Annotated in this window: 27 protein-coding genes and 1 pseudogene; 9 read left to right on the top strand and 19 right to left on the bottom strand. The window is 56.5% G+C overall.

Annotated features, from left to right (window positions below):
* Positions 1-8: 8 nt before the first annotated feature.
* The 4 genes from GO007_RS27730 (at position 9) to GO007_RS27715 (ending at position 2,508) form a co-directional block, all read left to right on the top strand.
* Entirely contained in the window at positions 9-662 is a 654-nt protein-coding gene (locus GO007_RS27730) for an amino acid ABC transporter permease (RefSeq protein ID WP_095105523.1), read from the top strand.
* On the top strand, positions 662-1,402 hold the full coding sequence (locus GO007_RS27725; RefSeq protein ID WP_095105521.1) for an amino acid ABC transporter ATP-binding protein: 741 nt from the start codon (positions 662-664) through the stop codon (positions 1,400-1,402). Before GO007_RS27730 ends, GO007_RS27725 begins: the two co-directional genes overlap by 1 nt.
* Before the next feature lie 29 nt (positions 1,403-1,431).
* A complete protein-coding gene (locus GO007_RS27720; RefSeq protein WP_045854808.1) occupies positions 1,432-1,842 on the top strand; it encodes a RidA family protein in 411 nt (136 codons plus the stop codon).
* A 315-nt stretch (positions 1,843-2,157) separates the two neighbouring features.
* Positions 2,158-2,508 (top strand): hypothetical protein, encoded by a 351-nt coding sequence (locus tag GO007_RS27715; RefSeq protein WP_143350210.1) that lies wholly within the window; start codon positions 2,158-2,160, stop codon positions 2,506-2,508.
* Positions 2,509-3,199: 691 nt separating this feature from the next.
* Here GO007_RS27715 and GO007_RS27710 read toward each other — a convergent pair.
* Genes GO007_RS27710 through GO007_RS27685 form a run of 6 tightly spaced genes read right to left on the bottom strand, consistent with a single transcriptional unit; the run spans position 3,200 to position 9,385 of the window.
* The gene (locus tag GO007_RS27710; protein ID WP_095105517.1) at positions 3,200-4,714 is read right to left on the bottom strand and encodes an ABC transporter substrate-binding protein; all 1,515 of its coding nucleotides are present in this window, start codon (positions 4,712-4,714) and stop codon (positions 3,200-3,202) included.
* On the bottom strand, positions 4,695-5,729 hold the full coding sequence (locus GO007_RS27705; protein ID WP_095105514.1) for an ABC transporter ATP-binding protein: 1,035 nt from the start codon (positions 5,727-5,729) through the stop codon (positions 4,695-4,697). Before GO007_RS27705 ends, GO007_RS27710 begins: the two co-directional genes overlap by 20 nt.
* Positions 5,729-6,709 (bottom strand): ABC transporter ATP-binding protein, encoded by a 981-nt coding sequence (locus GO007_RS27700; RefSeq protein WP_095105512.1) that lies wholly within the window; start codon positions 6,707-6,709, stop codon positions 5,729-5,731. The genes GO007_RS27705 and GO007_RS27700 overlap by 1 nt, the downstream gene beginning before the upstream one ends.
* Positions 6,706-7,551 (bottom strand): ABC transporter permease, encoded by an 846-nt coding sequence (locus GO007_RS27695; RefSeq protein WP_095105510.1) that lies wholly within the window; start codon positions 7,549-7,551, stop codon positions 6,706-6,708. The genes GO007_RS27700 and GO007_RS27695 overlap by 4 nt, the downstream gene beginning before the upstream one ends.
* On the bottom strand, positions 7,548-8,486 hold the full coding sequence (locus GO007_RS27690) for an ABC transporter permease (protein ID WP_095105508.1): 939 nt from the start codon (positions 8,484-8,486) through the stop codon (positions 7,548-7,550). Before GO007_RS27690 ends, GO007_RS27695 begins: the two co-directional genes overlap by 4 nt.
* Positions 8,486-9,385, bottom strand: coding sequence for a proline iminopeptidase-family hydrolase (locus GO007_RS27685; RefSeq protein WP_095105506.1), 900 nt, complete (start codon positions 9,383-9,385; stop codon positions 8,486-8,488). Before GO007_RS27685 ends, GO007_RS27690 begins: the two co-directional genes overlap by 1 nt.
* Before the next feature lie 200 nt (positions 9,386-9,585).
* Here GO007_RS27685 and GO007_RS27680 point away from each other — a divergent pair, with 200 nt between their 5' ends.
* The 3 genes from GO007_RS27680 to GO007_RS27670 all read left to right on the top strand — a co-directional run bounded on the left by GO007_RS27680 (position 9,586) and on the right by GO007_RS27670 (position 12,300).
* Positions 9,586-10,338 carry a helix-turn-helix transcriptional regulator gene (locus GO007_RS27680; protein ID WP_045857278.1) on the top strand — a complete coding sequence of 251 codons (753 nt, stop codon included), beginning with the start codon at positions 9,586-9,588 and terminating at the stop codon, positions 10,336-10,338.
* An 84-nt stretch (positions 10,339-10,422) separates the two neighbouring features.
* Complete coding sequence (locus tag GO007_RS27675) at positions 10,423-11,331, top strand: proline iminopeptidase-family hydrolase (RefSeq protein ID WP_095105504.1); 909 nt, start codon at positions 10,423-10,425, stop codon at positions 11,329-11,331.
* Positions 11,332-11,838: 507 nt separating this feature from the next.
* Positions 11,839-12,300 carry a hypothetical protein gene (locus GO007_RS27670; RefSeq protein WP_143350209.1) on the top strand — a complete coding sequence of 154 codons (462 nt, stop codon included), beginning with the start codon at positions 11,839-11,841 and terminating at the stop codon, positions 12,298-12,300.
* A 144-nt stretch (positions 12,301-12,444) separates the two neighbouring features.
* On the opposite strand, the pseudogene GO007_RS27665 reads toward GO007_RS27670, so the two are convergent.
* The 8 genes and pseudogenes from GO007_RS27665 to nac form a co-directional block, all read right to left on the bottom strand.
* Positions 12,445-12,689: pseudogene (locus GO007_RS27665) on the bottom strand (integrase); the annotation flags it as partial.
* Between the two features lie 104 nt (positions 12,690-12,793).
* The gene (locus tag GO007_RS27660; RefSeq protein ID WP_095105502.1) at positions 12,794-13,411 is read right to left on the bottom strand and encodes a LysE family translocator; all 618 of its coding nucleotides are present in this window, start codon (positions 13,409-13,411) and stop codon (positions 12,794-12,796) included.
* Between the two features lie 569 nt (positions 13,412-13,980).
* Positions 13,981-14,718: an amino acid ABC transporter ATP-binding protein gene (locus GO007_RS27655; RefSeq protein ID WP_095105500.1), complete on the bottom strand. Its 738-nt coding sequence runs from the start codon at positions 14,716-14,718 to the stop codon at positions 13,981-13,983.
* A 9-nt stretch (positions 14,719-14,727) separates the two neighbouring features.
* Positions 14,728-15,489 (bottom strand): amino acid ABC transporter permease, encoded by a 762-nt coding sequence (locus tag GO007_RS27650; RefSeq protein ID WP_095105498.1) that lies wholly within the window; start codon positions 15,487-15,489, stop codon positions 14,728-14,730.
* 5 nt (positions 15,490-15,494) lie between these two features.
* A complete protein-coding gene (locus GO007_RS27645) occupies positions 15,495-16,190 on the bottom strand; it encodes an amino acid ABC transporter permease (RefSeq protein WP_004222853.1) in 696 nt (231 codons plus the stop codon).
* A 23-nt stretch (positions 16,191-16,213) separates the two neighbouring features.
* Positions 16,214-16,966 carry an SDR family oxidoreductase gene (locus tag GO007_RS27640; protein WP_095105496.1) on the bottom strand — a complete coding sequence of 251 codons (753 nt, stop codon included), beginning with the start codon at positions 16,964-16,966 and terminating at the stop codon, positions 16,214-16,216.
* A 113-nt stretch (positions 16,967-17,079) separates the two neighbouring features.
* Positions 17,080-17,520 (bottom strand): acetyl-CoA carboxylase biotin carboxyl carrier protein, encoded by a 441-nt coding sequence (locus GO007_RS27635; protein ID WP_223261846.1) that lies wholly within the window; start codon positions 17,518-17,520, stop codon positions 17,080-17,082.
* Between the two features lie 117 nt (positions 17,521-17,637).
* Entirely contained in the window at positions 17,638-18,561 is a 924-nt protein-coding gene (gene nac, locus GO007_RS27630; RefSeq protein WP_095105492.1) for a nitrogen assimilation transcriptional regulator NAC, read from the bottom strand.
* Between the two features lie 362 nt (positions 18,562-18,923).
* Between nac and GO007_RS27625 the strand changes: the two genes are divergently transcribed.
* Positions 18,924-20,126, top strand: a complete 1,203-nt coding sequence (locus GO007_RS27625; RefSeq protein ID WP_095105490.1) for a pyridoxal phosphate-dependent aminotransferase — start codon at positions 18,924-18,926, stop codon at positions 20,124-20,126.
* A 222-nt stretch (positions 20,127-20,348) separates the two neighbouring features.
* Here the strand turns inward: GO007_RS27625 and GO007_RS27620 are convergent, their stop codons facing one another.
* From GO007_RS27620 to GO007_RS27605, 4 genes are read right to left on the bottom strand one after another with little or no spacing between them, the layout of a single operon-like run.
* Complete coding sequence (locus GO007_RS27620; RefSeq protein ID WP_021312346.1) at positions 20,349-21,119, bottom strand: 5-oxoprolinase subunit PxpA; 771 nt, start codon at positions 21,117-21,119, stop codon at positions 20,349-20,351.
* Between the two features lie 10 nt (positions 21,120-21,129).
* A complete protein-coding gene (locus GO007_RS27615) occupies positions 21,130-22,116 on the bottom strand; it encodes a 5-oxoprolinase subunit C family protein (RefSeq protein ID WP_095105488.1) in 987 nt (328 codons plus the stop codon).
* On the bottom strand, positions 22,113-22,820 hold the full coding sequence (gene pxpB / locus GO007_RS27610) for a 5-oxoprolinase subunit PxpB (protein ID WP_095105487.1): 708 nt from the start codon (positions 22,818-22,820) through the stop codon (positions 22,113-22,115). Before pxpB ends, GO007_RS27615 begins: the two co-directional genes overlap by 4 nt.
* A gap of 2 nt (positions 22,821-22,822) precedes the next feature.
* Positions 22,823-23,662 carry an ABC transporter substrate-binding protein gene (locus tag GO007_RS27605; protein WP_095105485.1) on the bottom strand — a complete coding sequence of 280 codons (840 nt, stop codon included), beginning with the start codon at positions 23,660-23,662 and terminating at the stop codon, positions 22,823-22,825.
* A 298-nt stretch (positions 23,663-23,960) separates the two neighbouring features.
* On the opposite strand from GO007_RS27605, the gene GO007_RS27600 reads away from it, so the two are divergent.
* Positions 23,961-24,881: a DMT family transporter gene (locus GO007_RS27600; protein WP_095105484.1), complete on the top strand. Its 921-nt coding sequence runs from the start codon at positions 23,961-23,963 to the stop codon at positions 24,879-24,881.
* Between the two features lie 60 nt (positions 24,882-24,941).
* Here GO007_RS27600 and GO007_RS27595 read toward each other — a convergent pair whose 3' ends face one another.
* Positions 24,942-26,213 carry a Glu/Leu/Phe/Val family dehydrogenase gene (locus GO007_RS27595; RefSeq protein ID WP_095105483.1) on the bottom strand — a complete coding sequence of 424 codons (1,272 nt, stop codon included), beginning with the start codon at positions 26,211-26,213 and terminating at the stop codon, positions 24,942-24,944.

Raw genomic sequence — 26,213 nt, 5'->3', positions numbered from 1 at the left:
GATCCATGATGAGCGAATTTTCCTTATGGGATATCTATCGCAACTTGCTGCTGGCGCTGCGCTGGACGGTTGGATTGTCCGCTATCGCTTTTATTGGCGGGGGCGTCGTCGGTGGGTTACTGCTGGTACTGCGCCTCTCTGGTTCACGTATCGCCGGCTATTTCGTTCGCGGCTATGTGCAGCTGTTTCAGGGAACGCCGCTGCTGCTGCAGCTCTTTCTGGTCTATTTCGGCCTGGCGATCGTCGGCATTAATACTTCACCGTTATTTACCGCCAGTTTCTGCCTGACGCTGTACGCCAGCGCCTATTTAAGCGAAATCTGGCGCGGCAGCGTGGAAGCCATTCCACGCCAGCAGTGGGAGGCAGCCCAGAGCCTGGCGCTCAACTTTCGCGAACAGCTACGCTACATCGTTCTGCCCCAGGCCCTGCGTGTGGCCATCGCCCCTACCGTCGGCTTTTTAGTGCAGGCGATTAAGAACACGGCTTTGGCGTCGGTGATTGGTTTTGTCGAACTGACGCGCGCCGGGCAGATCATCTCGAACGCCACGTTTTCACCCTTCCTGATTTACGGCAGCGTGGCCCTGTTCTACTTCTTTCTGTGCTTTCCGCTCTCCATATGGAGCCGGCATCTTGAACAACGTTTGTCACGGAGAACCAACTGATGACCCAGACAGCCGATTTTTCCCTGGTGGATATACGCGCGCTGCGTAAGCGTTTTGGCGAAAACGAGGTGCTGAAAGGCATTGATTTGCAGATAAAACGCCAGGAAGTGGTGTGCATTATCGGCAAAAGCGGCTCGGGGAAAAGCACCTTATTACGCTGCATTAATGGCCTGGATGCCTATCACGCGGGAGAGCTGCGGGTGGACGGGCAGCCGGTGCAGCAGGACAACGGCGCCGCTCTGCGCGAACTGCGGCAAAACGTCGGCATGATTTTTCAGAGCTTTAATCTTTTTCCTCACCTTACCGTGGGTAAGAACGTGATGCTGGCCCCGACGCTGGTGAAAAAGATGGCCAAAGGTGAAGCCGAGCGCACGGCCAGACGGTTACTGGAACGCGTCGGCCTGGCCGATAAATTTGATGCCTGGCCGGATAGCCTCTCCGGCGGTCAACAGCAGCGCGTCGCTATTGCCCGCTCGCTGGCGATGAATCCGGAAATCTTGCTGTGCGATGAAATAACCTCCGCGCTGGATCCGGAGCTGGTCGGCGAAGTGCTGCAGGTGATTGAGTCGCTGGCGCAGGAAGGTATGACCATCATCATGGTCACGCACGAAATGAATTTCGCGCGCAAAGTCAGCGACCGGGTAGTGTTTATGCATCAAGGGCGCGTCCACGAAGTGGGTAGCCCGGACACACTGTTTACTCAGCCGCAAACGGCAGAACTTCGTCAATTCCTGGCCTGAGGGCCGCTAATACACCCTGGAGCAAAAAAATGGTACACACGCGTATTCGTCCGTTTAATACCAAAGAGACCTATCCGGAACAAAATCTGGATAACGATCTGTGTCAGGCCGTTGTCGCCGGAAATATGGTCTTTCTACGCGGGCAAATTGGGCAAAACTTAGACACCCGTGAATCAGTGGGCATTGGTGATATTGCGGCGCAAACCGAGCAGGCAATGTACAACATCAACATGCTGCTGGAAGAGAGCGGCAGCAACCTGCAAGAGATCTGCAAAATTACCGTTTATCTGACCGATGTTCGCCACCGTGAAACGGTATACAACATCATGGGCCGCTGGTTGAAAGGCGTGTTCCCGGTCTCTACCGGACTGATGATTTCACATTTGGCTCGTCCGGAATGGCAAGTTGAGATCGACGTGATTGCCGTGAAAGCGGGTTGATAAAACCTCCACGACGTACCCACGCTGGCGCAAGCGTGGGCGTTAGAAGGGACATCGTCGATAACATTTGGTCTGAAACCAAATGACGACGAGGGCAGACGGATGATCGGTCAGTTAACACTCCGGTTTTCCAGAAAATTAATTGAGCTGCTGAAAAACCGCGCCGGCAGCGAAAAAATCTCGGTCAATGCTCTGACGTAGCGTCTGGTCGAGCACAGCCTGCAGAGCAGCCTGCCTCAGGATGAGTTTCTGCAGCTGTCCACTGACCCGGACCAGTCGTTGCGAAAAATCTACCGGAGAATCAACGGAGACGGGGTGTTTAGCCCTCAGGCGATGACGCCAGACGAGCTGCAGTGGCTGTTTCACCAGGTCCGTGAGGCGTGCGTCAGCCCGGTAGATCTCGTCACCCCGCGGGGGATCGAAACAGCCCTGCAAATCAGCCGTCAGCTGGCTGCAGCAGCCGTCGAAAACCAGCTGTCATTTCGCGAACTGCGCGTGCAGGCCGGGACCAACTGGACGGAAGCCGCAGTAGAGTGTCCGGCGAGCCTGCGCCCGGATATAGATGCGATTGGTGCCGTTTATCGGATGTCTATGTATGGTACTACCGGGGATAAAGCTCAAACAGGCTCAGTAACGAAAATAACCACTGAGAAACAATGTCTTTAGTCCGCTATGTTATTCGCAGGTAGGTCGGCCAGGCATTATGATTACCCCCAACAGCCTATGGCGTTGGGGTATATTTTCGGCATATCTGTCCGGTATCCCCATCCTCTTACTCGAGGCAAGCTGATGTCCATAGCGATCCATAAACACAAATTTTCAACAAATACTCCGCGTTGCAATGTCTGCTGCACGAACTTGCCCGTACGCAAGCCCCTAAGAGGCTGCTCTGAGCGAACAATTGTAAAGTTGCTGGCATAACCCACCCTCGGATTACAGGCGTAAGCGGGAGTTAAATCAAGTTCTCACTTTGTGTCCTTTTAGCGGATTCACTATGATAATCCTTACTCATTAACTGTATATACACAGTTATATTCCCCTTATACTCGCCCTTAAAGGCTGTCAATAAATGGGACCCACTCGTATTTAGTTGCGGAGAGAGTATTTTTTTGCAGTATAGAAGGTGCCCCGCAAGCGTAAAACAGGACGCAGAAGCCAGTCCGCCGAAGCCCGGTGCAGCCTGCTGCTGTGTGATAGGTTCTGTCCCCCATCCTGCTAAGGCCATACCTACTGATAATGCGTGAGGAGCTGCTGTACGTGGTAGGAGTAAGCACGTCGAGGGTTTCCCGAGGAAGCGTGTTGTCCGAAAAGATCAAAAAAAGCGCCGGTGGCCGAGACCAACCGGCGCAAAGAGGCATTAGTTTTTGACGGTATCTTCCAGGAAGAAGCGCCCCAGCGGATTTTGGTAAAAACCGTCGATATTCTTGCGGCTGACGTTGCGATACGGGCTGTAATACAGATCTACCCAGTTTACGTCGGCTTTGGCCATTTTTTGCAGGTCGATATACATCTGCTCGCGCTTTTCACTGTCCATTTCGACGCGCGCCGCGGCCACGAGCGCTTTAACCTGCTCGTTATGATAGCGGGTCATATAGTTCATATTGGCATCATGACCAAGCACAAAGGTGGTTTTCTGGTCAGGGTCAAGAATATCGTTCGTCCAGTACATCACCGAAATATCGTAATCCCCGGCTACCAGCATATCCCAGCTCTGGCTCGGATCGACTTTTTGTAAATTCACCGTCACCCCGACTTTCGCCAGCTGCTGCTGGAGCAAAATTGCGATTTGCTCATCCACTTCATCCCCGGCGTTAACCACATAGTTCAGCTTCAGATCGACCGCCCCCGCCGCTTTCAGCATCTCTTTGGCCTTTTGCGGATCGTATGGCCTGCGAAGATTGTCCGCGTAGTGGTAAAGCGCCCCGGCGGGAATGTAGGAGTTCGCCACCTGACCATACCCAAAGGTCACAGTCTTCACGATAGCGTCTTTATCAATCGCAAAGTCCAGCGCCTGACGCACTTCCACCTTGCCCAGCGCGCCGTGAGAATGATTGATCAGCAGATGGTCTTCCCGAGTGGAAGGATCCAGTTCAACCTTCAGATTGGCATCTTTTTGTAACGATGCAATGCGCGAGAAAGGCACGGTCAGCGCGGCGTCAAGCTCACCGGCCTGCACTTTCAGCATTCGGGTATTATCATCCGGAATGGTTAACCACTCCACGCCATCCAGGCTGACGTTCTTCGCCTGCCAGAAGTTCGGGTTCTTAACCAACACGATTTTTTCGCCACGCAGCCACTCTTTAACGCTGAACGCGCCGGAACCTACCGGTTTTTCGGCAAAGGCCTCTTCACCTTCCGCCTTCATAGCCTGCTGTGAAACCACCGAGGCGTTCGGCAGTGCCAGCTGCGATAAGAATGGCGCTGAGGGCGATTTCAGCGTGACCACCAGGGTGCGCGGGTCCGTGGCCTCAGCTTTAGCGATAATGCTGTAGGAATCGCGCCACAGCGAACCTTGATCATCGCGGATACGCAACAGGCTAAACGCCGCATCGTTGGCGGTCAGCGGTGTGCCGTCAGAGAATTTGGTATCGCGAATTTTAAAGGTGTAGACCTTGCCGTCCGGGGAAATCGTCCAGCTCTCTGCCACGCCAGGCTCCAGCTTAGTCCCGGTTTTATCCACCCGTACCAGCGGATCGAAGACGTTGGAAAAAACCCAGTTGTCGGCATTTTGCGCCGATTTTATCGGGTCAAAAGTGGTGCTGTCCTCGCGACGGCCAATGGTCAATACACCTGCCGCCTGCGCTATTTCGCTCACCACGCTGAGCGTCAGAAAAACGCTCGCCGCCAGTAATTTAACATGCCTGTGCTTCATCAATAGATCCCCCTGTCAAAGGAAAAACGGTCTCATTGCCTTCGTGGTTCAATACGCAGGCATAAGCGTGGTCGGCAATCTGCCGGGTTGGTGGTGGTTCGCCGGTGCGGCACTGCACCTGCGCATAAGGGCAGCGCGGATGAAATGCACAACCTGGTGGAACAGCGACGGGGCTGGGCGGCTCGCCCCCCAGCAAATTTTTTGGCAGCGGTTTATCCGGGTCAATTTCCGGGATCGCGGATACCAGCGCGGCAGTATAGGGATGCAGTGGTCGGGTAAAGACCGCTTCCGTAGGCCCCTCCTCCACGATCCGCCCGAGATACATCACCGCGACGCGATCGCAGAGCCGACGCACAATCGCCAGGTCGTGAGCAATAAACAGAATCGCCAGCCCCATCTTCTCCCGCAGATCCATCAATAAATTCACGATCTGCCCCTGAATAGAGACGTCCAACGCCGCGACACACTCATCCGCCACAATCAGCCGCGGCTCGATGGCCAGCGCTCTGGCAATACCGGCGCGCTGACACTGACCACCGCTAAGCTGAGACGGTTTCGCGCCGGCCTGCTGCGTACGCAGGCCAACCAAGGTGAGCAGTTCCGCTACCCGCTGAGCAACTTGCGCGCGCGGTACCTTCTGATGAACGCGCAGTACCTCCGCAATACTTTCTCCCACGGTCTGTCGCGGATTTAATGACGCAAAAGGATCCTGGAAAATCATCGCGCTTTGCTGGCGCAGACGGGCGATATCGCTGGTTAAGCCATGCGTAATACGCTGACCTTCGAACCGCACCTCTCCGGCAGCAACCCGTTCGAGCTGCAACAGCGCCCGTCCAAGGGTGCTTTTACCGCTGCCGGACTCGCCGACCAGGCCCAGCGTCTCGCCGGGATAAATTTGTACCGTGACCTGGTTAACCGCTTGCACCACTTTTTTCGCTTGCCAAAGCCCGCCGGAAACCGGAAAGGTGACGGAAAGGTTATCGGCCTCAAGCAGCGGCCAGTTAGGGTGAGCCATTATCCCTCCCGCCGGATAAGCGTCGGCAATATGTGATGGCAGGCTGCCGCGTGGCTGTGGCTATCCTGCCCGTAGCGTAGCAACGGCTGGTGCAGGCAGACCTCATCGGCGCGTCGACAGCGCGGATGAAAACGGCAGCCCGATGGAAAGTGGTCGGCAACCGGCGGCTGGCCGTCGATGGTCGTCAACCTCCCCTGTCCGCCTTCGCTGACCGGCTGGCAATCAATAAGTCCGCGAGTGTATGGGTGCAACGGCCCGGCCAGCACTTCTCGCTTGCCGCCCACCTCGCACAGTCGGCCGCCGTACATCACCGCAATCCGGTCACAGGTTTGCGCCACCACGCCGAGATCGTGAGTGATCATAATGACCGCCAGCCCCAGCTCAGCGCGCAGGTCGCTCAGCAGGCGCAAAATCTGCATCTGCACGGTCACGTCCAGCGCGGTCGTCGGTTCATCGGCAATCAACAGCGTGGGCTCCGGTGCGAGGGCGACGGCAATCATCGCCCGCTGACGCATGCCGCCGGAGAATTCATGCGGATAGTTATTGAGCCGATTCTGCGGGTCCGGGACCCCCACTTGTCGCAGCAGCGCCAGCGCATCCTCCCGCGCCTGACGACGGTTAGCGCCAAAATGGAGGCGGCGGCTTTCTGCAATCTGTTCCCCTATAGTCATCACCGGATTCAAGTGGCTGGAGGGGTTCTGGAAAATCATGCCGATTTCCCGTCCGCGCACCGCCGACATTTGCCCTTCGCTCAGGGACAAAATATCGCGGCCTCCCAGCAGAACTTCTCCGCCAGTAATCCGCAGCCCGGCCCCCGGCAACAGGCGCATCAGCGCCCGGCAGGTTACGGTTTTTCCCGACCCGCTCTCGCCGACCAGCCCGAGCATCTCACCGGCTTCGAGACTTAATGAGACGTTATCTACCAGCGCGATATCTTCACCACGCGTGACCGTCAGGTGATTAACCTTCAACAAACTCATACGCGCTCCCCTAACTTATCCCCCAACCCATCGGCCAGCAGGCTGAATCCCATTGCCAACAGCACGATGGCGATCCCCGGAAAGGTCGTTATCCACCACGCGGTGGTGATAAAGCTCTGCCCTTCGGCAACCATCACGCCCCATTCAGCGGTTGGAGGCTGCACGCCGAGCCCGAGATAGCTCACCGAGGCCCCGTTTAGCAGCACCAGTACGCAGTCGGACATCGAAAAAACGATCGCGCCGGTTAGCGCATTCGGCAGCAGATGGCGGAACAAAATGCGCAGGTGTCCATAGCCCAGGCTGCGGGCAGCCAGAATAAAATCTCGCTGTTTCAGCGTCAGTACCTGAGCGCGCACCAGCCGGGCGTAGGAGACCCAGCCCACTATCGCCATCGCAATATAAAAGCTGCTCAGCCCCGGCCCGAGGATGGCAATAATCGCCAGCATCAGTACCAGAAACGGAAAAGCCAGCACAATATCAATCACCCGCATCACCAGCGCATCCACGACGCCGCCAAGATAGCCGGAGAGCGCACCCAGCGTGGTACCGAGCATAAAGGGGAACAGGACTCCCAGAATGCAAATTTGCAGATCGACCCGCGCGCCCCATAGCACCCGGGAAAAGACATCGCGACCAAAGTTGTCAGTACCGAACGGGTGCGCGCCACCCGGCGACAGCAGGCTGGAGGACACGTCCTGAGCAATCGGATCAAACGGCGCTATCCACGGTGCCAGGCAGGCCACCAACAGCCACAATCCGACAATGGCCAGCCCGGCATATAGCGCCTGCTGGCGCGGAATAATCCGCTGACGCAGACGGGAAAACGTTGCCGTCACCTTCATAGTTTTATCCTCGGGTCGAGAGCCACGGTCAGAATGTCCGCCAGCAGGCTGACCGCCACGGTGGCAAGGGCAAAGACCATGACCACGCCCTGAACCACCATGTAGTCGCGGCTAAAAATCGCCTTTACCAGCAGTTGCCCGAGGCCAGGGATGGCAAACACGCTTTCGATAACTACAGTACTGCCGATTAACCATCCAATATTCACCGCCAGCAGATTGATGGTTGGCACCAGCGAATTGGGCAGCACATGTCGCCAGAAAATGCGTCTTTCCCGCTGCCCGCGCGCCCGTGCCGCCACGACATAGTCACTATTCATCTCCATCAGCAGGCTAGCGCGCAGGTTACGAATTAATACCGCTGAAAGCGCCAGCGCCACGGTCAGGCACGGCAGAACCATATGGCGTAACTGGTCTAAAAAATCGCTGCCGTAGCCGGAAACCGGGAACCAGCCAAGCACGATGCTGAACAGCAGAATCAGCATGATACCGAGCCAGAACGCTGGAAACCCCAGCCCGGCGGTGGTAAAAAGACGAATCAGCCGATCGGCGAGACGTCCACGCTGACGTGCGGCAATCGCCGCTAGTGGCACCGTCAAGGCAATGGCCAACAGGACGCTGCCCAGTACCAGCCACAGCGTTGGTTCAAGACGCGAACCAATCAGCTTCAGAGTATCCACGCGATACACAATCGACTTCCCCAGTTCTCCTTGCAGCAGGTTGCGTAGAAAATAGCCGTACTGCACCCATAGCGGCTCATCGAGACCAAACTGCGCGCGGATGCGGGCCAGCGCAGCCGGAGTGCTGCGGACCCCCAGCAGAATGCGCGCCGGATCGCCGGGGATCGCCCGCACCATCATGAAGGTGATCAAGCTGATGCCGAGCAGAACCGGCAGAAGTTGTAGCGGGCGAAAAAGCAGAAAGCGGTAACGATGCATCAACATCCTCCCGTATCGCGCTGACGCGCCAGAAAATCGAGCAGAACCGGGTAGTAAGCCTGTGGCTCTTCGTAAAACGGCATATGGCTGCTATTGGCAAAAACTGCTATTTCGGCATTCGCCAGTCTCTGCTTCATTTTCAGGGCGCAGGCGGGTGTAAGTTCATCATGCTGCCCAGTGACTATCAGGCACGGCACGCGGATCGAAGCCAGTTCCGCGCTGCGGTTCCACGCTTTTAAATTACCGGTATAGAGGAATTCGTTCGGCCCCTGCATTGTGATATACGGCCCCGAATTCCAGTCCTCAAGCGATCGCTTAACAGGTTCGGGCCACACATCAAGGCGGCAGACGTGGCGATAATTAAGCAGGGTAATCGCCGCCTGATAGGCCGGGTGATCCAGCCAGTCCAGCGCTTCATAGCGCTGCATCATGGCGACGGTTTCTGGTCCCAGCGCACCGCGCAGGCGGTTCAGTTCCTGCACCAGATGCGGCATATCGGCGACGGTGTTTTCCAGAATCAACGAGCAAATTGCGCCAGGATGGTGCAATGCCACTTCAATCGCCAGCCATCCGCCCCACGAATGACCAAGCAGATGCACCTTACCGAGCCCCAGCGCCTGGCGGACGGTTTCCACTTCACGTACGTAGCGCGCCATGGTCCACAGGCTGGCGTCATCCGGTCGGTCGGATTTCCCGGTTCCCAGTTGATCAAAGGCAATCACCCGGTAGCCGTGCTGTTTCAGGCAGGAGTGAGCCTCACGCAAATAGTCGCTGGGCAGCCCAGGTCCGCCGTTGAGGCAGAGGACGGTCTCATCGCCGTCACCAAATTGATAAGCCACGACGTTATAACCATCCACAGCAATGTTATGGCACTGATCGGGCGCTACTTCGCTCCACATGGTGTGTTCCTCGTCGTCGATGTTGCTGGTGTGTCGTAGCCTTAACGCTAACGACAACGTCGGAAGCTGAACAGTTAGCAAAAATACTAGTTTTGCGCTGCGCCGGAACGGCACCGGAATTGCATGCCTCAGAGCGAGCTATTGACGGTTTTGCACAAATCGTGCCCGTCGCAGGTCTCGTTTAACGTAAAGGGGGTTATATGCGACTGGAGTTTGAACGCCCCGGCAGCACCCGGGCAACCAGCCTGGATGACGCATTCAGTGGGCTTTTCCAGCACACCCGGACGCTGGGATTTGACGCGGTTATTTACGACTACACGCCGGTCCCGCGTTCGCTGGAGGGGGAGCTGATTACGCCATCGCTGCTGAAAACGTGCAATGTACCGGAGGATATGCGCCAGCTATGGTGCGAGCGAGGATATTACCAGGTTGATCCGGTACAACACTGTGCGCTGGAGAGCTGCGCGCCCTTCGTCTGGTCCTATCAACGTCCGGACAGAAGCATGCTGCGCGGCAGGCTCGACGATCACGCTACCGCAGTCACCGACTATATGCGTGAACACAATATGCCCTGTGGAGCAACGGTTCCCCTGCATCTCCCCAACGGCGGATTCGTTACTCTCACCGGCATCCATACCGGCCAGCGTCAGGAACGGGAAATCAGCGCGACCCTGGCGCAGCTGATGCTGATTGCCCACCAGTTCCAGGAGTCAGCCTTTCCGCTATTCGATAGCACCATGCTGACCTGTCTCCACGTGAAGCTAAGCAATCGTGAACGCGAATGTCTGGCGTGGTCTGCTGAAGGGCTCACCGCCAAAGAGATCGCCCGTAAACTGCACCGCTCGGTGGCGACGGTGACGTTGCACCTGAATACCGCAGCCAGAAAACTGGGCGCCAGCAATCGCGTACAGGCGGTAGTACGCGCTCTGCATTACCGTCTGCTCGACAGCTAAGAACTAGCATTTTTGCTAGTGTTCAGCGTTGGTTGCGACCCTTTACCCTGAAAGCCGGTCCACTTAGCAGGGTAAAGATCATTCATGTACACCATTAGCGAAGGCTACGCCCCGTTTCGGGAATACCAAACCTGGTTTCGTATTTGTGGTGACATCCATAGTGGCCTGACGCCGCTGGTTATTGCCCACGGCGGGCCGGGATGTACGCACGATTATGTCGATGCGTTCCGCGATATCGCCCTCAGCGGGCGAGCGGTGATCCACTACGATCAGCTAGGCAACGGCCGCTCAACTCATCTACCGCAGCAGCCTGCCGACTTCTGGCAACCGGCACTGTTCCTCAACGAACTGGATAACCTGCTGCGCTATCTCGACATTGCCGATAATTACGCCCTACTGGGTCAATCGTGGGGCGGCATGCTAGGCGCAGAACATGCTGTGACCCAGCCAACGGGCTTAAAAGCGCTGATTATCGCCAACTCTCCGGCCTCAATGGCGCTGTGGCTGCAGGGCGCAGCAGAACTCCGGGCGCAGCTCCCTGCCGATGTCCAGAAGACGCTGCTGGCACATGAGGCGGCGGGTACGCTGGACAGCGCAGAATATAAGGCGGCAAGCGCGGTATTTTATCAACGTCACGTCTGTCGGCTTGATCCCTGGCCGCCGGAAGTCCGGCGCACCTTTGATGCTATGGATGCCGATCCAACGGTCTATCACGCTATGAATGGCCCCACCGAATTCCACGTCATCGGCAGCATGAAAGAGTGGACGATTATCGACCGCCTCGCGCAAATTCAGATTCCGGTGCTGCTGATTTCCGGGCGCTACGATGAAGCCACGCCGGAAGTGGTACAGCCCTTTATGGACCATATCCTCGGCGCGCGGTGGGTCATTTTTGAAGACTCAAGCCATATGCCGCACGTTGAAGAGCGCGATCTATGCATGAAGACGGTGAGCGATTTTTTAAGCAGTGCGATTGTAAGCATCACGCGTTAAAAAAACGGATAAGCTGATTGAAACCGAGTTTGTACTAGATATGTACATTGAAGATGGTCTTATTACCCGTTTTCGCATGTTCGAGGATAGCTACGCAGTTTCCGAAGCCTGTCTTTGATTTGTAGATATCCTTGTTCCCTTCAGACATCCATTCAAACGAGCGTGCAGCGAACTTTTTCGTTATTGAGAGTTCGCTGACTTAATACCGCATTCAATATTGGCCTGACCCTTGTTGAATTATACCTGCTCACATCCGCTCCGGGTACGAAGCGGATGTGAGTGCTGTTGGTCCGCTGAGAGCAAAGAGCAGACGATATTGAGTGTATCCACGCCATAAACTTCACTTCATCAATAAATGCAGATAAAGTGAAGGTTTTTGCGACTAAATGGTTATAATTGCAGTGATACGCTTAAGACTATTTATTGTAAGCAGAACTAGTGTTGGCTAAATTATATTTAATGCGGAAAACCAATTAACTATACTAATTAATATAAAGGAAATCATTGATGAGTAATGCATCACTGAAGGATAGAGTTTATGCAGTAAACTGGAATTCATCCTATACAGCATATGGACCCGCAAACGATGTTCCTGAACTATTATTACAATTATCATCAGCTGATCATGAAGTAGCAAAGACCGCCAGTCATAAACTTTGGTGCGGACTATGTCATCAGCATGTTTCTATGGCGCCAGCGGGATATCTTGCCCTTCCTTTTATATTAGAAATTCTTGATAGTGCCGATGAGTTACTTATGGTTGAAATACTCGATATCTTATGGGGATTCGCCCAGTGTTGCGTAGAGACAGGACCAAATGTCCCCGACTATTTCGAGCCAACAAGAGAGCGTCTTATTTTCGAACTCCCACGTTTTTCGTTATTATCCAAACACAGCGATGAGTTAATATCAAATCTCTCTTCTGAAATAATAAAATCGTTAAGCCAAACATCGAACAATTATAGTTAGGCTCTGTTACATTAAAACGCGCTTAGATACCTGTATATTGATTCCTCTGCCACCCATCCCGCATTGTCTTATCCATCAGGTTATTGTTGCGGTGACTGATTCAGCAAAGGTGTAGCCCTGACCAAGAATTAGCTACCCTGACCTGCTCCCGGTTTTTTGCTGCAGTACTGTCGCTCTGCCCGAAACTGAGCGTCCGTAGACTACATCAGAAACCTTCTGCTTCACCAAATCGCAGGCCCGAAGTTTACTATCCAGAACCATGTTGAACAGAACAAAATCGCGTGTCTTACCTTCTAGTTCAAGCCTGATTCAGATCCCCAGATATGAGATATCTGAAGTGGTCTTTTTTGGCCGACGATACGGCCTTTGTTCCACGGTGACGTGTTCATGATCAAATCTCCTGCAATATGGGAGATTTGAGTATGGTCGTCCTTCATGAGCGAAGAGCGGATATCAGGGCGGTATATCCATGGACTGAATTGTATTCGTTGACTTACTTTAACAGCAGTCGAATTCCAAGAAAGGCCATAACTGCTCCGCTTATTCTGTCTAAGAATTTACGGTATTTAATGTAAGCATGACGTGGACCTTCAGTTGATAACAGGCATGCCACGACTGCATACCAAATCAAATCAATAACGAATGCCATTATAGGCAGAATGATATACATAATAGGCTGAATATCTTTGCTAAGCGTTGCGGAAAAGATACTGGCAAATACCAGAGCGGTATGAGGATTGCTGATTTGCGTGAATACCCCAGTAAGAAAAGCTTTTGAGGTGCTGACGTTCTCTAATACGGCATGATCACTAAACCGGTTTGAAGGACGACGACACATTTTTAACGCCAGCCATAGGAGATAACAACCACCGGCAGCTTTAAGAGCTGTGTAAAGTGACGGGACCAACGTCAGAAGTGTGTGAAGACCCGCTAACGCTATGGCAGCAAAGACAAGTGCACCAAAACCCATACCCGCTGCAACAAATAATGCCGCCCGCCGTGAACTGGACATGGCAGTGCGGGCAACGAGGAGAAAGCTAACTCCCGGGCTCATTGCGCCGATCAAGATAGCTACACCAATTGCAGAAATTGCAATCAAATCAATTGTCATTCATCTTCTCCATTATTATTCGGTATCAGCCAATTCCCTCGTTGCGCGAGCTACACACATCACGAACCGCTGCCGATTAACATAACACTATTTCAGCGATGTCCGCTCCTGGCACAGAGCGGACATTTGAACTTTGCCCCCCGTACCTATTAACTTAGCTTTGACAGCTAATGTACCTGCAATATTCTGATGTCACTTTCAACCCATTTAGTAATGTCACTTTTTCTTGCATAAAGGCTCAAACCATCGGGTCATGGGGACATCAGGATTCTAATGACTATGTCAGATTAAGAACTCAGCCGGAGTAATGTCATTCAGTCGATTGTTAAAAACCGTATGTTCCGTTAGATGCTGCTCGCAAGCAGCATCTAACGGAACGACCGTCGAGAATCTGGAGCTGCGGCACTTCGAAAATGGATAACTGCCGATGGTCTCTGGTACAGGCAAGAAAGCCGGTAGAGTAGAAATGTACAATACAACTGCTACTACAATGCAAAACGCCCGATGAAATTCATCAGGCGTACAAGGCTGAAAAGTGCCTACCAGTTCCATGATCAGTGAATTCACTCCTAATGGAGCAGTAAATCATTGAGGAAACGTCTCGCGCGCGGATGTTGCGGCGCGGTGAAGAATTTATCCGGAGCAGCCTTTTCCAGTATTTGTCCCTGATCCATAAACCAGATCGTATCGGCGACGTCACGAGCAAAGTTCATTTCATGAGTAACGCACATCATGGTCATTCCTTCCTGCGCCAGCCCGCGCATCACGCTCAGCACCTCACCGACCATTTCCGGATCGAGTGCAGATGTCGGTTCGTCAAACAGCATGACCGGCGGCTTCATCGCCAGCGCCCGGGCGATAGCCACCCGCTGCTGCTGGCCGCCGGAAAGCTGCGCCGGGTAAACGTCGGCCTTGTGCGACATTCCCACCCTTTCCAGCAGCTCCCCGGCATGACGTCGGGCTTCCGAACGCTTCTCGCCGAGAACTTTCACCGGCGACATCATGATATTCTCCAGCACCGAAACGTGCGGAAACAGATTGAAACTCTGGAAGACAAAGCCGATTCGCGTACGCAGCTGGTTCAGCCTGGTGCTCGAGCCATGAATATCAATGCCGTCAAACAAGATCTGTCCCTGTTCGATAGGCTCAAGACGGTTGACCGTCCGGATTAGCGTCGATTTGCCGGATCCGGAAGGACCGCACACCACCACCACTTCACCGCTTTTTATTTCGGCGCTGACGTCGGTCAGGGCCTGATATTCCCCGTACCATTTATTCACCTGATTGAACAGAATCATCGGTCGCATGGTTGTTCCTTATTGAGTTTGTGATGGTGACGGGTCGAGAACCAGCGGCGTGACCGGCTTTCCCACAGCGGACTGTGCACGTTGCCTCCTGCTGGCAATACGCAGCTCCAGGCGATTGGCCAGCCACGTCAGGCTAAAATTAATGATGTAGTAGCTCAGCGCTACGATGGCAAAGACCTGGAACGGTTTTGTCAGCAGCTGATTACTGACCTGGTTGGCCGCATAGGTCAGCTCCGGAACGTTAATAACGTAGCCGAGGGTGCTATCTTTGATAATCGACACCAGTTGGCTGACCAAACTTGGCAGCGCGTTGTACAACGCCTGCGGTAGAATCACCAGGCGCAGAGCCCGCACATGCCCCATTCCCAGCGCGCGGGAGGCTTCATATTGCCCTGAAGGCAGCGCCTGGATCCCGCCGCGCACAATTTCAGCGATATAAGTGCTCTCGTAGATAACCAGCGTACACAGCATCGTGCTGAAGCCACTAATGTTGTGGCCAATCAGCAGCGGCACGCAGAAATAGGTCCAGAACACCACCATCATCAGAGGGATACCGCGCAGCAGATAGATCCAGCAGGTGACCGGCCAGCTCAGCCAGCGCCACGGAGAGAGGCGAGCGAGGCACAACAGCACGCCGACCGGGAAGGCGAACAGCACTGCCAGCAGCGACACCAGCAAGGTACACAGGACACCGCCCAGCGGACCATCAGGATACTGCCCCATCAGCAATAACAGGCCGTTATCACGCAGAATCGTGAAAAAATCAAACATACATATTACCTCGCATACGCGCGCTGAAAGCGACGGGCCAGCAGCGCTCCCATCCCCATCAGCAACAAAGAGAAGGCCAGGTAGCCTACCGTCGCCACCATATAAGCTTCGAAGGTACGGAAGGTCTGGTTTTCAATATCGCGCGTTACGTAAGTCAACTCGGTAACGCCAATGACCATTGCAAGGCTGGTATTTTTAAACAGCAGCACGGTGTGGTTAATCACCGATGGCAACGCATTACGGATCCCTTGTGGCAGAATCACCAGCCACATGGCGCGCAAATATCCCATTCCTAGTGCCCTCGCTGCTTCATTCTGTCCTTCGGGGATGGCACGCAGACCGCTGCGGATGTCTTCTGAAAAGTAGGCCGCCTGGCACAATCCCAGCGCGACAAGCGAAAACAGAAACTCCGCATTCATCTCGTTAACCCACATCTGCAACGACTCGGGCAGCAGCGTCGGAATCGCGAAATACCACATCATCAGTTGAATAAGCGTTGGTACGTTGCGGTGGTAGGATACGTACGCCGCGACCAAAAGCTGCGCGAAGCGCTTGTTGCTCAGGCGGATCATCACCAGCACCAGCGCAATAAACATGGCCAGCAGCCATGCACCCAACGCCAGTTCCAGAGTGACGACGGTGCCATCAATAATCATCTGACCGTAGTGGCCAGTCATCACGTTACTGAAGTCGAGTGCCATATATCCTCCTCGTTTACCGTCATTCAGGATTCACGGTCGCCGGGACGCATCGTGGATAACCCACCAGGTACCTGCAGCGTCGGGGTGATCTCAATATTGCCGATATTGACCGCCACCGGCGCGGCGAGCGCAAAGGCCACGCAGTCGGCGATATCTTTTGCTTCCGGCAGCTCGAAACCATCGATAAAGCGACGGCGGGCCTCTTCATGATCGCCGGATACGTTACCGAATATCTCCGTCGCCACCCGCCCCGGGCAAATTTCGGTAATTCGCACCCGCTTGCCGTAGCAATCGACGCGCAGCTGACGCGACAGCGCGTGCACTCCTGCTTTGGTGGCATGATAGATGGAATTGCCATTGAAGTTATAAATCGCAGCGATGGAGGTAATATTAATGACGTGGCCGCAGTCGCGCGCTACCATTCCCGGTACCAACAGACGACACAGGTGCAGCACGGCACGCAGGTTGACATCCACCTGGGTGTTGACCCAGTCGGCCTCGGCATCGAGAATCGATCCCGGATGAGAAACGCCGGCGTTGTTCACCAGAATATCGACCTGCAGATCCTGGCACAGTGCGGTCAGCGCCGATAGATCGCCGACGTCGACGGCGTGGGGAATGCAGCCAGTTCTGTCCGCCAGGGCGGCAAGCTGTTCATGGCGACGCGCGACCGCATGGACCTCAATTCCTTCCTTACAAAGGCGTTCGACAATCGCTTCCCCCATCCCAGCGGAAGCGCCGGTCACCAGGGCCACTTTATAATCTGAAAATGGCATATGAGCCTCTCCTGTTGCGGCAGACCGATCTGCCTTTGACGTTGTTTTTCTGACTGTATGCAGTTATGTCCAACGGGGATAAGACATAAATAGTTTGGCCCGATAAGGGGTCCTTATAACTTCGCGGAAGCGGCATCCGTGGGCAGCAGCAGCGCGATCTCGCTGCCGTACTCCAGCCGGCTCCCCGCCTGTGCCACAAGGTTTTTGAGCGTCCCGGCCACCGGGCTGCGCACCGGCAAATAGAGCGGCCCGACCTGCACCAGCGCGAGGATATCGTTCGGCGCAACGCGCTGCCCCTCGCTGACGAACGCCTCCCCATGGCTGGGGTGGCTCAGCAGCAGGCGTCCCGGTATCGGGGAACACACCGATAGCTGACGGGTTTCGGCCGCCGGCGGCGGCAGAGGCGGCGGTTCGGCCATCGTTTTGCCACCGGGGTAGCGCAGGCGAACCGACCAGTCCGCGCCGCGCCATTCAAGCTCCCGTAGTCCGGCGTTATGCATCTTCTGCGCCAGCTGGCGCACGTCCTCAAAAGCTATCAGTTCTTTTTCCATCATGATTCCATCGCGCAAGGGTCAGAGCACGGCAGTGCCGCGCGCCAGAGTAGTGACTCTAGCGCGGGTATCGGACGGGTTGATAAGAGGGTTTCGCTTTGAGGCAATAAGGGGGACTTATTATCCCACCAGGGTTAGCGGCCGGTTGTCCTCAGTCCGCTGCGCCATCAGGGAGAGCAAAATCCCCTTCACCGCTTCCGCGGGCTGCGAAAGCGGCAGATGGTCGGACATACAGAACGAGAGCGAGGTGAGTACATTGGGTTCGACAATTCTCGCCATCCAGGCATTGGCGGGCTGGAGCATGGTGCGCGCCGCGGACTCCGGCATGATGGTGCCGCCGAGATCCGCCGCCAGCGCGGCGTTAAGCGTGGTCAGCGATTCAATCTCGCACTTCACCCGGTAGCTCAGTCCGGCCAGTGTAAAGGCGTCGTCCGCGGCTTTACGCATAATGTTATAAATGCGCGGTAGAAACAGATCGTAGCGGGCGACCTCCGCCAGGGAGATTTCGCGCCGGGGCTCCCCCAGCGTGTGCGGGCAGACGAAAAAAAGCTCCTCTTTCATCAGCGGCAGAAAACGCAAACCGTGAATATCGCGGTCGCCATAAATCACCGCCATATCCATTCGCCCGCTCATGATTAATTCGCTGAGGGTCGTGCCAAAGTTTTCATTGAAATAGAGCACGATCCCGGGATGCTGGCGCTGCACTTCGGTCAGCAGCGGGATCGCCAGCAGCTGGGCGGCTGTGCCGGGTGCCAGGCCGACGGAAACCTGGCCGCTCAGGGCCCGGCCCGCGCCATCGATGGCGCTCTGCGCCTGCGCGCACTGGCGTAGAATCGCCTGGGCGTGGGTATAGAGAATTTTCCCGGCGTCGGTCGGCGTAACCCCGCGCTTGGTACGAATCAATAGCTGCTGATCGACCTCGCCTTCCAGCGTCGCCAGCTGCTGGCTGAGCGCCGGCTGGGCGATATGCAAAATGTCAGCGGCCTGCGTCAGGCTCCCGACGTCGACAATTTTGATGAAATATTTCAGGCGGCGAAGATTCATAGTAGCTGTCCTACATCAATACGCATCTCTGATGACAAGCAAGATCGGTGCCAGAACCTAAAAGCCCCGCAGGCCGCCGATCGCGCCACCATTTCGGGCAATCCGCTCTTCAGCACTCCCGCGTTTGCACCGTGGGGGGGCATCGGCGCATACGCGCGGCCCCGTTCACCGGCCGGTCGTCAGCGGGCGATTCCCGTCAGTCATCGCATTGCGTTATGTCCCCACAACAAAGCGCTATTAGCTCGCCGCCTTTGCCCCCCTCTATGCTGGTTGATGTGTATTGACCCCCGCTCGCCGCACGCGGCGGATCGTTCTGCGCCGCGTGCGGGTTTGCTGACCTTATAACCAGGAACCGCAGCCTCATGCCTGATATCGCCGATCGTCTCAAAAATGTTACCGTCTCCGCCTCCGTCGCCATGACGCAAAAAGCGCGCGATCTCACCGCGCAGGGAATCGATGTCGTTGGTCTGTCTACCGGCGAACCGGACTTTCCCACACCGCCTCACGTGATCGATGCCGCCTATGCCGCAGCATGCGCCGGGGATACCCGCTACCCGCCAACGGACGGCACGCCCGCGCTGCGTGCGGCCATCCAGCGCAAGTTCCTGCGCGACAATGAGCTACGCTACGATATCAGCCAGATCCTGACCGCCGGCGGCGCCCGACAGATTATCTTCAACGCCATGATGGCGACAATTAACCCCGGCGATGAGGTACTCATCCCCACGCCATCCTGGATTAGCTACGCCGACATCGTTAAATTCGCCGGCGGTACGCCGGTTGCGGTACCCTGTCATGAAGAGCACGGCTTTAAACCGCTGCCGCAGGAGGTCGAAGCAGCGATCACGCCGAAGACCAAATGGCTGCTGCTGAACTATCCCAGCAATCCGACCGGCTCCGTCGCCACCCATGCCGAGCTCCTGGCGCTGGGCGAAATGCTGCTGCGTCATCCGCAGATCTGGATCATGACCGACGACATTTATGAGCATCTGTTGTACGACGGGGTGAAATTCTGGACCCTGGCACAGGTGGAGCCCCGGCTGTACGATCGCGTATTGACAGTGAACGGCGTCTCGAAAGCCTATTCAATGACCGGCTGGCGGCTGGGTTTTTGCGGTGGCCCATTGACGCTGATTAAGGCGATGAGCAACGTCAATACGCAAAACAGCGGCGGCGTGGCGACCCTGGCACAGGCGGGGTCCGTCGCCGCACTTGATGGCCCGCAGGATCTGCTGGCAGAACGGGCGGAAATCTATCGCCAGCGCCGCGATTACGTGCTTGAGCGTCTTGCCGGTATTCCCGGTCTGCGATGCCATAAGCCGCAGGGGGCCTTCTATCTGTTCGTCAACATTGAGGCGTTTATCGGAAAAACCAGCGCCAGCGGGCGTTTTATCGCCAGCGACGCCGATTTTGTGATGGCGCTTATCGAAGAGCAACACGTGGTAACGGTACAGGGGGCGGCCTACGGCATGAGCCCCTACTTCCGCCTTTCTTACGCCACCAGTATGGAACGATTGCAAACCGGTTGCGATCGCCTCGCGGCCTTCTGCGCGGGTTGCCGTTAAGCTGTAGCGCGCAGATTGTGCGCGCTAAGCAGAGTGAAATGCCTGCCTGGCGTCTGACCGGCAGGCATTTTTTATCGCGCCTGAGGGGCGCAGGGATAGATCCATACCTGGCGGGATGGCAAATGGGTTTTGACTGACTGTGGGTCCGAGAGCGCATAGCGTGAAGGGAGAGCAGGTAGTGGTCAGGGGCGCGATTTGCACCCCTCGTCACGGGGAAAGGCTTTACTGCGCCAGCACCTCCGCGGCGGATGCTACCGTCGCGCCGCAGGCTTCAATCTCACTACGAACCAGCGTCGCCAGCGCCAGCGAGCCCGGGGTATCGCTATGGACCAGGATCGAACGCGCACGTATCGACAGCGTATTGCCGCTAAAAGTGGTCACCGTTCCCTGCTGGAGAAACTGACGTACCCTGGCGCGCACCGCCGCTTCCTCTTTGATTAGCGAACCGGCAATACCGCGCGGGACAAGTTGTCCGCGATCGTCGTAGGCCCGGTCAGCGAGAAACAGCGTCAGCGTCGGCAATCCGGCAGCCTGCGCCGCCCGTTCAATTATAGTATCCGGCTGGCAGAAGATAATCAGTTGCGAATCGATCCGGGCGACGGCCTGCATCACCTGCAGCGCCAGCGCATCGTCACGGTTAATCATATTGCCCATTGCCGCGTGAAAACTCAGGTGAACTACGCGGGTACCCTCGGCGCGGGCAATGGCAGAGAGCGCGCCAAGCTGATATACCACCTGCTGGCAGATCTCATCGGCAGAGAACGCCATCTCTTTGCGCCCGAAGCCCTGGCGGTCCGGCAAACCGGGGTGGGCCCCAATCCCTACGCCGCGTACCTTCGCCAGGCGTACCATCCGCGTCATGATCGCCGGATCCCCCGCGTGAAAACCGCAGGCGATGTTGGCGGAAGAGACCTTATCCATTAGCGCTGAATCATCACATAGCTGATAGACGCCAAAACCTTCTCCCATATCAGAGTTCACATCAATTTTCATGCTGAGTTCCTTATAAACCAACGACCCTGATCAGCGGCGCTATGCTGACGCGCAAACGCTGCAGCCAACGTTCAATTTCCTGGCGCACTGCGATGGCGGTAGACGTATCGGTCTGTACCAGTTGAATTGACTGACCCGCCTGGAGCTGGCCCAGGCGCCAGAGGTCCTCTTCAATCACGCAGGCAATTTTGGGATAACCTCCCGCGGTGTTGGCATCGCTTAGCTGGATAATCGGTTCGCCGGCCGGCGGAACCTGTACGATGCCCGGTATCAGGCCATAGGAGCGCATTTCAACCGTTTCGGCTGGCAGGATAGGCTCCCCCGCCAGGCGATAGCCGGTTCGGTTGCTGTGCTGCGAAATTTTCCACGCCTGGTTCCAGAAACGCGGTGCATCAGCGGCAAACAGCGGATACTCGCCGGCGGGGATAGCACGGATCTGTACATCGCCCTGTGCGTTGCGCGGGAAAAAGGCGCTTAAGGCCACTTCCGGCGGCTCAATGCCAATCCCGGAATCCGGAAGTGGTGCTCCCTGCCAAGGGCCACAGGACAGCACGTCGCCGCGCTGTAGTTGCCGCCCCTCGAGTCCGCCGAAACCGCCGCGCAGGGCGGTACTGCGCGAGCCCAGAACCTGAGGGACATCAATGCCCCCGGCCACGCATAAGTAGCCGCGTGCGCCGCGACGGGGAAAACGCAACTCCAGCACCTGTCCTTTACGTACCGTGCAGCCCCACCAGGCCGGTAGTTCTTCGCCGTCGAGCCTTGCACGGCAATCGGCGCCGGTGAGCGCGATCCAGGTGTCCGCCAGGAAACGAACGCGGAAGGGAAACATTTGCACTTCGATGGCCGCCGCGTTTTCCTCATTCCCCAGCAGGGTGTTGCCGGCGCGTAGCGCCAGCGGGTCCATCACGCCGCTCACCGAGACGCCGAGGTGGCGCCACGCCGGGCGGCCTAAATCCTGGATCGTATTTAGCGAGGCGCTTTGTTCAATCTCAATCACAGTTCGACTCTCTCAGGCAGAAAACGGATGATATCGCCTGGCGCCATCAGCGCAGGAATGGCAGCATGGGGATTGAATACCTCAATTTCCGCGTAGCCGATAGCGTTCCAGCCGTTCGGCCCGGTCAGCACCGAGACGCCTGCCTGCGGCCCGCCGATGGTGACCGTCCCCTTAAGCATATTCAGCGAAGGCACCTTTTTACGCGGCGTCGCCAGGCGCGGATCCAGACCATGCAGATAGCCGAACCCCGGAGCGCTGCCAAGCGCGACCACGGTATAGACCCCCTGCGAATGCCGACGAATAACTTCCCGGGCGGAAAAACCGGTATGCCGACATACCGCCTCCAGATCTGTGGCGTGTTCCCCGCCGTAGCACACCGGGATATCAATCTGTCGCCCTTCGACGTTGAGCACCTGCGCGGACAGCCAGCACTCGCGCAACCGGCGCTCCACCGCCGTCGGCTCCTCCGGCGTATCGCGTAGCAGTACCAGTAAATTGGTCACACCGGGGATCAAGGATTCCACCTCCGGCCACCGCTGCAGGTTCTGCGCCATAGACCAGATACGGCGCTGCGCCGGAAGGTCAAAGGCGCCAGGCGCTTCGATAAGCCAGGCCCGGCTGCCCATCATGGAGATCCGTGCCGGGGCGCTGGCATGAATTTCAACGCGGCGCTCGGGTAACAACGTTTTCGATGTCGGCGTCATACTTATTCCAACGGTTCGAACGTGAGGCTGGATAACGGTTGTACCCGTTCTTCGCGGACCATTTTGTATTCGGTGTTCGGTCCAATCCAGGTATTCCAGATCTTGTCGATCGTCCCGTCGTCATCCATAACCTTCAGGCTTTCATTGACGCTGGCCAGCAGTTGCGGTTCACCCTGCTTCATCCCTACGCCGATTGGCTCAAGCGCCATCGGCTCTTTAATCATCGCCAGATTAATGCCGTCCTTTTTTGCCTGGCCGATCATTTTGATACCAGTCATGGTGTTGGTGACGAAACCCAGCACTTTATTCTGTTCAAGGGCAAGGAAGGCCGACGCGGCATCCTGGAAGGTAACCGGTTTGCCCCCCTTCAGCACGATGGATTGTTCAGAGGTGGTGCCCTTGGTGGCGCTGATACGCTTGCCTTTAAAATCGGCGAGGGTTTTATCGGCATTCGCCTCTTTTACCAGCAGCATCTCTTTCGCGACGTAGTAAGGGTCACTGAACTGAATCTGGCGGCCACGCGTTTTGGTATAGGCAAGGTTGGCGATCAGCACGTCGGCTCGCCCCGTGGCGATGATGGCAATACGCGCTTCCACGGAGGTAGGAACCAGCTGCGCCTTGACCCCCATCTGTTTCGCCAGCGAATGACAGAGTTCAACGTCCATCCCGACCAGCTGGCGGGTTTTTGGATCCGGGGCCGAAAACGGCGGCACATCGGAATAGACCGCGCACTTCAGCTCACCGCGTGCATGAATATCCGCCAGCATGTCGGCGCGCGCGGCGCCGGACACCGCTACCAGTGTCAGAACCAGCGCTAAACCCGCATTTCGCTTCAGTTTCATTATTGTTTTCCTCGGTCTGGATAAAAGAGTACCGACACCCGGTAAGAGGTTCCCCCGTTTCGCCGGTATAGCTAACCACTTATCGCGACTATATCGACATTGTTTACGTGATGGGTAAGAGGGAAACGCTGTCGCGAGATAGGTGATTTATATGACGGCACCGGCGCACAGAGATAAGCAAAAATTATCCTGACAGAACAAAATTATCTTATCTGCCTGCCCCTCGCGCCCTCTACTGTAACGCCATGCGCGACACCCACGCCGCGTCCCTCCGCGACCGTTAACCAAAGGTAGTCACATGAATGCCCGACTTGGGATTTATCTAAAAATACTCTCCGCGCTGTGCGCTACGTTAATGCTGGCCTGCGTCAAAGGATTGCAGGGGGCGATTCCCACCGGCGAGGTGATTTTCTTTCGCTCCTTTATCGCCATGTTTCCCCTGCTCATCTGGTTAAAAGCTCAGGGCAACGTGCTGGCCAATATCAAGACCAAAAATATTTTCGGCCATCTGATTCGCGGCTTTTCCGGTACCGGTGGGATGTACTTCAACTATCTGGCGCTGGTATCGATTTCTCTCGCCGACGCCACCGCCCTGAGCTACGCTGCCCCGCTCTTCACCGTCATCATGGCGGCCCTGCTGCTGAAAGAGCGGGTACGTTTTTCCCGCTGGCTGGGGGTTATTGTCGGTTTTTCCGGCATCCTGTTTATGCTCTCCGCCAGTTTAACCGCCAGCGGTTCTCTGTTCGCCGGCGGCCACCTGCAGTCCGGGATGGCTCTCGGCGTCGCGTTCGCCCTGCTGGCCGCTCTTTGCACCGCCACCTCCAACATTCAGATCCGTTTTCTCAACGGCATTGAAAAACCTGGCGCCATCGTCTTTTACTTCTCGCTGATGACCACCTTGATTGGTCTGGCAACCAGCCTGTTCGGCTGGGCACGGCCCACGCCGGGTCAGCTGCTGTTGCTGGTGGGCTGCGGCTTCTTCGGCGGCATGGCACAGATTCTGGTCACGCTGAGCCTGCGATTTACCGACGCTTCGCTACTGGCGCCGTTTGACTACACCACGCTGGTCTGGTCGATGGTAATCGGTTATCTGTTCTTAAACAGCCTGCCCGGTTCATCAACGCTGATCGGCGCGGGGATCGTAGCGCTGGCGGGGATATTCACCCTGTGGTGCGACCAGCGGCAGCGGCGGGCGCATATCGCGCGCGCCTCTTCCTGACGCTTTCTGACTCTACCTGTGGCCCCGCGCCGGTAGCGCAGGGCTTTTCATCGCCCCGCCTCAGGAATACAGCCCGCGGTCTTTACTTGCCTGTAGGATCCGTTCGCAGGCCAAGGCCCAAGCGGCGGTACGCAGGGGAATTGCCAGCGCCTGCGCTTTCAGCCAGACGCTTTCGATAGCGTGGCGCATAATGGTATCCAGCCTCGCGTCGATCTCCTCTTCGCTCCAGAAAAGGCTGGAGAAATCCTGCACCCACTCGAAATAGCTGACCGTCACCCCGCCGGCGTTGGCAATAACGTCTGGAACCAGCATGATCCCCCGCTCAGCCAGCACATCGTCGGCCTCCGGCAGCGTCGGACCGTTGGCTCCCTCCAGAATAAGGCGACAGCGCAGCCCGACGGCGAGTTCCGCGCTAATCTGCCCCTCCAACGCTGCCGGAATCAGTATCTCGTACTCGAGACGCCAGAAAGCCTCGTCCGCCACGCTATCGGCGCCGGGGAAACCGGCTATCGTGCCGTGAGCCTGCTGCCACGCCTGCAGCGCCGGGATATCGAGCCCGTTATGCTGATACAGCGTCGCACGATGATCCTGTACAGCCACCACCCGCGCGCCGGCGGCATGAAACAACCCGGCGCTGACGCTACCCACATTGCCAAACCCCTGCACCGCAACCCGGCTTTGCGCCACGGAGAGTCCCATTTTTTCCGCGATGTAACAGCCGGTGATAAACACTCCGCGCCCGGTAGCCTGCACCCGCCCCAGCGATCCGCCGAGGTGGATCGGTTTCCCCGTCACCACGCCGGCCGCGGCTGTTCCGGCGTTGCGTGACCAGGTATCCATCATCCAGGTCATGACCTGGGCGTTAGTGCCGACATCCGGCGCCGGAATATCCTGCCGTGGGCCGATCACCCTGCTGATTTCACAAGTGTAGCGGCGGGTCAAACGCTCCAGCTCTCTGTCGGATAGCGTCGTCGGGTTGACGCGCACACCGCCTTTCGCCCCGCCGAACGGCAGATTGAGCGCCGCGCATTTCACGGTCATCCACGCCGCCAGCGCCATCACCTCCTGCAGGCTGACGTCGGGGTGATAGCGCACGCCCCCCTTGCCAGGTCCGCGGGAGAGATTATGCTGAACGCGATAGCCTTCAAAATGGCGAATCGTCCCGTCATCCATTTCCAGAGGAACATCGACAATCAGCGCCCTTTCCGGGTGGCGCAGGGTATCCGCCCAGCGATTGAGATCGCCGGGCAGCGGCAGAACACGTTCCACCTGGGAGAGATAGATAGCCCAGGCGCAATGGCTCTCACCCGTCACATAAGAGAGTGCAGACAC

Origin of the sequence: Klebsiella sp. 10-1 (genome assembly GCF_009758445.1) — a bacterium.
GTDB lineage: Bacteria > Pseudomonadota > Gammaproteobacteria > Enterobacterales > Enterobacteriaceae > Klebsiella > Klebsiella scottii.
Note: the sequence above shows the minus strand (reverse complement) of the source record. Positions and strands in the feature narration are given on the sequence as shown.